Here is a 6,642-nt window from a genome sequence, read left to right on the forward strand (position 1 = left end):
GTGGATCCGACGGTCGCGGGCCGCCGTGGCGGCCGGCGACGAGGCCGCCGGTCTGGCGCTGACCGGCGCGGTGATGTGCCTGGTCAGCCCGGTCACCTGGGTGCACCACCTGGTCTGGCTGCTGCCGGGGCTGTTGCTCCTGGTGGACCACGGCATGGCCGCGCCACCGCGCAGCCGTCGCCGGCACCTGCTGCTGGCCGCCGCCACCGTCGGGTACGGCTTCCTGACCAGCCGGATCGTCTGGGCGTGGGAGACGGACTTCAGCGGTGTCGACGGCTTCCTCTTCGGCAACGCGTACGTCTGGATCAGCCTGGCGCTGCTGGCCTTCCTGCCGCTGGGCCGCCGGGGCGAACCGCTGGACCGGGGCGCACCGCCGGTACCGGCCGGACGGTCAGCCGTCGAGGCGGCCGGTGTACCGCAACTCGACCAGCCCGATCGGCGGACGCCCGCCGGAGAGCGGCACCGGATAGGTCGACTCCTCACCATCCGGTGACAACCCGGCCCGCTGGTAGAACCGCCGGGCCCGGTGGTTGTCCGCGAGCACCCACACCCGGTACTCCGACCAGCCGCGTTCCCGCAGGCCGTCGTGCGCGGCGGCGAACAGCACCGGAGCCGTGCCGTCGCCCCAGTGGGCGGGCGCCACGTAGAGCGCCACCACCTCGCCGTACGCCGGGTCGAGGTCGCCCCGGTCCTGGTTGTTGCGGTACGGCCCGAACGTGGTGAACCCGGCCAACGCCCCGTCGACCTCGGCGAGCAGCGTGGTGAACGGGTGCTCCGGGTCGGCCGTGCCGAGGGCCCGGCGACGCTGCGCCCAGGCCACCGGGTTGAGTCGGCCCAGCACCTCGTCCGGCATGATCCCGGCGTACCCGGCCTGCCAGCCGCTCACGTGCACCCGGGCGATCGCCTCGGCGTCCTCGGGTTCCTCCCGACGGATGGTGGGCATGGCTCCAGTTCTAGGCGGCCCGGGGCGTCAGGTCCAGTCTCCGCACCGGTGTCGTACGGGTGACGTAGCCTGCGCTGCGATGGTCGCACCGGAATCACTCTCGCTCGCCCAGGCCCGCCGCGTGGCGCTGGCCGCACAGGGCTTCGCCGACCCACCGCCCACCGGGGCGCCCACCCGCCGTCACCTGCGGCGGGTGCTCGACCGGGTCGGGCTGATCCAGATGGACTCGGTGAACGTCCTGCAACGCGCGCACTACCTGCCGCTCTACAGCCGGCTCGGGCCGTACCCGACCACGTTGCTCGACACCGCCGCCTACCGTCGGCCCCGTGACCTCTTCGAGTACTGGGGGCACGAGGCGTCGCTGGTGCCGGTCGGTCTGCATCCGGCGCTGCGCTGGCGGATGGCGCGGGCGCACACCGACGCCTGGGGCGGGATGCGCCGCATCGCCCAGGAGCAGCCCGCCCTGGTGGCCTGGGTACGCGACGAGGTGGCCGCGCGGGGACCGCTGACCGTGGCCGAGATCGAGCACGACGCACCCCGGGAGACCGGTAACTGGGGGTGGAACTGGTCGGCGGTCAAGCAGACGCTGGAATACCTGTTCTGGGCCGGCGAGGTGTGCGCGGCGGACCGCACCACCTCCTTCGCCCGCCGCTACGACCTGCCCGAACGGGTGCTTCCCGCCGAGGTGCTGAACGCACCCACGCCGACCGACGCCGAGGCGTACCGCACGCTCGTCGGCATCGCCGCCCGGGCGCTCGGCGTGGCCGCGGAGGTGGAGCTGCGCGACTACTTCCGGCTGCCGGTGGCCGGTGCCCGGCAGGCCGTCGCCGAGCTGGTCGAGGCCGGGGAGTTGCGCCCGGTGACGGTGCCGGGCTGGCGGCAGCCGGCCTGGCTGCACGCGCAGGCCCGGCTGCCCCGGTGGGTACGCGGCAACACGCTGGTCAGCCCCTTTGACCCGCTGATCTGGGAACGCGCCCGCACCGAGCGGCTGTTCGGCTTCACCTACCGCATCGAGATCTACGTGCCCGCGCCCCAGCGGGTGTACGGCTACTACGTGCTGCCGTTCCGGCAGGGGGAGCGGTTCACCGCCCGCGTCGACCTCAAGGCCGATCGCAGGGCCGGGGTGCTGCTGGTGCCGGCCGCCTGGGTCGAGCCGGGCGCCGACCCGGGGGAGACCGCCGTGGCCCTCGCCGCCGAGCTGTACCGACTCGCCGGCTGGCTCGGCCTGGACGCGGTCGCTCCGCCGTCCGCCGGTGATCTGGCCGGCCCGCTGGCCGCCGCGCTGCTGAGCGTGGCGGGTGTACGGTGAGCAGCGTGACGAGCGTTGACCGACCGGGCGCCCCCGATCCCCACGCGCCCGCCACCCCCGCTCACCCGGAGGGCTACCCCGGTGGCTATCCGGCGGGCTACTACCCGCCGATCGCCGAGCCCGACCGCCTGACCCGCTTCGTCACGCGCCTGCACGAGCGCACCCCGCGCTGGGTGGTGCCGCTGGCCGCCGTCGGCTGCGTCGCCGCCGGCATCGGGTACGCACTGGTCAGCGATCCCACCCGCTCCGCGCCGGACGCGATCCCCAGCTGCCTGCTCAAACTCACCACCGGGCTGGACTGCCCGGGCTGCGGTGGCACCCGCGCCCTCTGGTACGTCCTGCACGCCGATCTGCCGGCCGCCGCCCGGCACCACTTCCTCTTCGTCTTCGCGTTGCCCTTCCTGGCGTACTTCTTCGTCGCCTGGGCCGGCAAGCAGGCGTTCGGCTGGCGACTGCCCGAGTTGCGCGTCGGCCCGAAGCTGGTCGGCGGCTTCCTCGCCGCCTGGCTGGCCTTCACGGTGGTCCGCAACCTCCCCTGGCCCCCCTTCACCGCCCTCTACGTCTAACCCCCACCCACCCCGGGTGATCAAGAAGTTCTCATCGTTCACGCCGTCGTCCGTGACCAAAACTTCTTGATCAACGTGGCTGGTGGGGGTGGGGGGTGCGGTGGGGTCGGGTGGATGGGGCCACTACAGTCGCAGGAATGCCGGAGATGGTGCAGCCCCAGGTCAAGCTGATCGCGTGGACCCACTTCGACCCGCCGGAGGACGTGCCGTGGTCGACCGACGCGGACGGGGGACAGGCGCTCGCGGAGTTCGCCGGCCGGGCCTGCTACCAGAGCTGGAAGAAGCCGAATCCGGCGACCGCCACCAACGCCGGATACCTCGCGCACATCCTGGAGGTCGGGCACCTCTCGGTGCTGGAGCACGGGTCGGTGAGTTTCTACTTCAGCGGGGTCTCCCGGTCGTTCACGCACGAACTGATCCGGCACCGGCACTTCTCGTACTCCCAGTTGTCGCAGCGGTACGTGCCGGAGCGGGACGCGGCGATGGTGGAGCCGAGGGTGATCGCCGAGGACCCGGAGCTGCACAAGCGGTTCGTCGAGGCGGCCGAGGCGAGCGTGCGGGCGTACACCGAGTTGTTGGAGGGGTTGGAGCGGCACTTCGCCGACGAGCCCAACCCGACGTTGCGGCGCAAGCAGGCCCGGCAGGCGGCGCGGGCGGTGCTGCCGAACGCCACCGAGACGCGGATCGTGGTGACCGGCAACTACCGTGCCTGGCGGCACTTCATCGGGATGCGGGCCACCGAGCACGCCGACGTGGAGATCCGCGAGCTGGCGGTGGAGTGCCTGCGGCAGTTGCAGAGGGTGGCGCCGAACGTCTTCGCCGACTTCGCCGTCTCGACTCTCGCCGATGGCACCGAGGTGGCGGCGAGCCCGCACATCGCGGCATCCTGAGCGGGAGAGCACTCCGCTCACCGAGGGGTCCTGAGGCCTTCCCCGGCGGCCGACCGCCGGCCGTCCGCTAGGTTGTCACCATGACGCACGACCACCTTGACACACCGGTCCGGGCGGCCTCCCGCCCCTTCGGACGAGTGCTCACCGCGATGGTGACCCCGTTCACCGCCGACGGTGCGCTCGACCTCGACGGCGCCGCGCGGCTCGCGGACCACCTCGTGACCGAGCAGGGCAACGACGCGCTGGTGGTCAACGGCACCACCGGCGAGTCGCCGACCACCACGGACGCGGAGAAGGAACGCCTGATCCGGACCGTGGTGGAGACCGTCGGTGAGCGGGCCCGGGTGGTGGCAGGGGTCGGCACCAACGACACCCGGCACACCATCGAGCTGGCCGCCGCCGCGGAGAAGGCCGGTGCGCACGGGTTGCTGGTGGTGACCCCTTACTACAACAAGCCGCCGCAGGCCGGGTTGCTGCGTCACTTCATCGAGGTGGCCGACTCCACCGGCCTGCCGGTGATGGTCTACGACATCCCGCACCGCGCCGGGGTGCCGATCGAGACCGAGACGCTGGTCCGGCTCGCCGAGCACGGCCGCATCGTCGCGGTCAAGGACGCCAAGAACGACCTGACCGCGACGAGCTGGGTGACCAGCCGCACGGACCTGGCGTTCTACAGCGGCGACGACGCCTCCACGCTGCCCGCGCTCGCGGTCGGGTGCGTGGGCGTGGTCGGCACCTCGACGCACTTCACCGGGGCCGACACCAAGCGGATGATCGAGGCGTACGACGCGGGGGACACCGCGTCCGCGCTCGCTCTGCACCGCCGGCTGCTGCCGTTGTTCACCGGGATCTTCCGGACCCAGGGCACGATCCTGGTGAAGGCGGGTCTGAACGCGTCGAAGCTGCCGGCCGGGCCGGTCCGGTCGCCGCTCGTGGAAGCCACCGAAGACGAGTTCGCCCAGCTGCGCGCCGACTGCGCGGCGGCGGGGCTACCGCTACCCGAATGATCAAACGACACGACGGACGCCGGGTGACGGCGTCGCAGAATGAGGTGAACGCGTGACCGAGGCGCACAACGAGGAGGCCCAACTTCCCCCGCCGCTGCCGGAGGGCGGACTGCGGATAACCCCGCTCGGCGGGCTCGGCGCCATCGGCCGGAACATGACCGTCTTCGAGTACGACGGCAAACTGCTGGTCGTCGACTGCGGCGTGCTCTTCCCCGATGTGGAGCAGCCCGGTGTCGACCTGATCCTGCCGGATTTCGGTCCCATCCTCGACCGGCTCGACGACGTCCAGGCGATCGTGCTGACCCACGGGCACGAGGACCACATCGGCGCGGTGCCGTACCTGCTCGCCCACAAGCCGGACATCCCGCTGGTGGGTTCCCAGTTCACCCTGGCGCTGGTCGAGGCGAAGCTGGCGGAGCGGCGGATCCAGCCGTACACGTTGACGGTGCGGGAGGGCGGCCGGGAGCGACTCGGTCCGTTCGAGTGCGAGTTCTTCGCCGTCAACCACTCGATCCCGGACGCGTTGGCGGTGGCCATCCGTACGCCGGCCGGCCTGGTGCTGCACACCGGCGACTTCAAGATGGACCAGCTCCCGCTGGACGGCCGGATCACCGACCTGGCCGGGTTCGCCCGGCTCGGCGCCGAGGGCGTGGACCTGCTGCTCTCGGACTCCACCAACGCGGAGATCCCCGGCTTCGTCACCCCGGAGCGGGAGATCGGCCCGGTCCTCGACTCGATCTTCGCTAAGGCGCGCGGCCGGATCATCGTCGCCTCGTTCGCCTCGCACGTGCACCGGGTGCAGCAGGTGTTCGACTCGGCGCTGGAGCACGGCCGCAAGGTCGCGCTGATCGGCCGGTCCATGGTGCGCAACATGGGCATCGCCCGCGACCTGGGGCTGCTCAACATCCCGGCGGGCCTGGTGGTCGGCCTGGACGAGGCCACGTCGATGCCGCCCGAGCAGATCGTGCTGATGTCCACCGGGTCGCAGGGCGAGCCGATGAGCGCCCTGGGCCGGATGGCCAGCGGCGACCACCGGCACATCACCATCGCCCCGGGCGACACGGTGGTGCTCGCCTCGTCGTTGGTGCCGGGCAACGAGACCTCGGTCTACCGGGTGATCAACCGGTTGGCCCGGGCCGGTGCCGTGGTGGTGCACAAGGACGTGGCCAAGGTGCACGTCTCCGGCCACGCGCCCGCCGGTGAACTGCTCTACCTGCTCAACGTGGTGCGGCCCAGCAACCTGATGCCGGTGCACGGCGAGTGGCGGCACCTGCGGGCGCACGCCCGGCTCGGCATCGAGTCCGGGGTGGCGGCCGACCGGGTGGTGCTCTGCGAGGACGGCGACGTGGTCGACCTCGTGGAGGGCCGGGCCAGCCTGGTGGGACGGGTCAAGAGCCGGTACGTCTACGTCGACGGACTGGCCGTCGGTGACGTCAGCGAATCGCTGCTCACCGAGCGTCGCATCCTCGGTGACGGTGGGTTCATCGCCGCGACGGTGGTGGTGGACTCGGTGACCGGCAAGGTGGTCGCCGGGCCGACCGTCTCCGCCAAGGGTTTCTCCGAGGACCAGCAGGCGTTCAACGCGGTGATCCCGTTGGTGACCGAGGCCCTGAACAGGGCCGCTGCGGACGGCATCACCGACCCGCACCAGCTCCAGCAGATCGTCCGTCGCACGGTGGGTCGGTGGGTCAACGACGCCTACCGACGCCGGCCGATGATCGTGCCCACTGTCGTCGAAGTCTGAACCGTTCGGTCCATCCGCCCGTACTCCGATCCGGCAGGCGTGCCCCGCGCCGGCCGGGAGGAGCATGGCGGATGGACCGCAGACGATTGACAGCCATCGGTGTCGTGGTGGCGGCGCTGGGCGCGGCGGCGGCGGTGGCCCTGCCGTCCTTCGCCGGTGACGGCGGCGCGCCGAGCACCGCGC

6 protein-coding genes and 1 pseudogene are annotated in these 6,642 nt (G+C 72.0%); 6 read left to right on the plus strand and 1 reads right to left on the minus strand.

From position 1 onward, the window contains the following. Positions 1 to 493 (plus strand): annotated as a pseudogene (locus EYA84_RS23330) (hypothetical protein); the annotation flags it as partial. Here the strand turns inward: EYA84_RS23330 and EYA84_RS23335 are convergent. Then, the gene (locus tag EYA84_RS23335; RefSeq protein WP_131055338.1) at positions 392 to 943 is read right to left on the minus strand and encodes a GNAT family N-acetyltransferase; all 552 of its coding nucleotides are present in this window, start codon (positions 941 to 943) and stop codon (positions 392 to 394) included. The pseudogene EYA84_RS23330 and the gene EYA84_RS23335 overlap by 102 nt on opposite strands. 79 nt (positions 944 to 1,022) lie before the next feature. Here EYA84_RS23335 and EYA84_RS23340 point away from each other — a divergent pair, with 79 nt between their 5' ends. From EYA84_RS23340 to EYA84_RS23360, 5 genes are all read left to right on the plus strand, one after another. Further along, positions 1,023 to 2,252 (plus strand): winged helix-turn-helix domain-containing protein, encoded by a 1,230-nt coding sequence (locus tag EYA84_RS23340; RefSeq protein WP_131055340.1) that lies wholly within the window; start codon positions 1,023 to 1,025, stop codon positions 2,250 to 2,252. After that, positions 2,249 to 2,818 carry a DUF2752 domain-containing protein gene (locus EYA84_RS23345; protein ID WP_131055342.1) on the plus strand — a complete coding sequence of 190 codons (570 nt, stop codon included), beginning with the start codon at positions 2,249 to 2,251 and terminating at the stop codon, positions 2,816 to 2,818. The genes EYA84_RS23340 and EYA84_RS23345 overlap by 4 nt, the downstream gene beginning before the upstream one ends. Before the next feature lie 146 nt (positions 2,819 to 2,964). After that, the gene (gene thyX / locus EYA84_RS23350; RefSeq protein ID WP_131055348.1) at positions 2,965 to 3,708 is read left to right on the plus strand and encodes an FAD-dependent thymidylate synthase; all 744 of its coding nucleotides are present in this window, start codon (positions 2,965 to 2,967) and stop codon (positions 3,706 to 3,708) included. 80 nt (positions 3,709 to 3,788) lie between these two features. Next, positions 3,789 to 4,715: a 4-hydroxy-tetrahydrodipicolinate synthase gene (gene dapA, locus EYA84_RS23355; protein ID WP_131055344.1), complete on the plus strand. Its 927-nt coding sequence runs from the start codon at positions 3,789 to 3,791 to the stop codon at positions 4,713 to 4,715. Positions 4,716 to 4,767: 52 nt separating this feature from the next. Then, complete coding sequence (locus tag EYA84_RS23360) at positions 4,768 to 6,459, plus strand: ribonuclease J (protein WP_131055346.1); 1,692 nt, start codon at positions 4,768 to 4,770, stop codon at positions 6,457 to 6,459. Positions 6,460 to 6,642 lie beyond the last annotated feature (183 nt).

The sequence above is a fragment of the Verrucosispora sp. SN26_14.1 genome (genome assembly GCF_004307965.1).
Lineage (GTDB): Bacteria > Actinomycetota > Actinomycetes > Mycobacteriales > Micromonosporaceae > Micromonospora.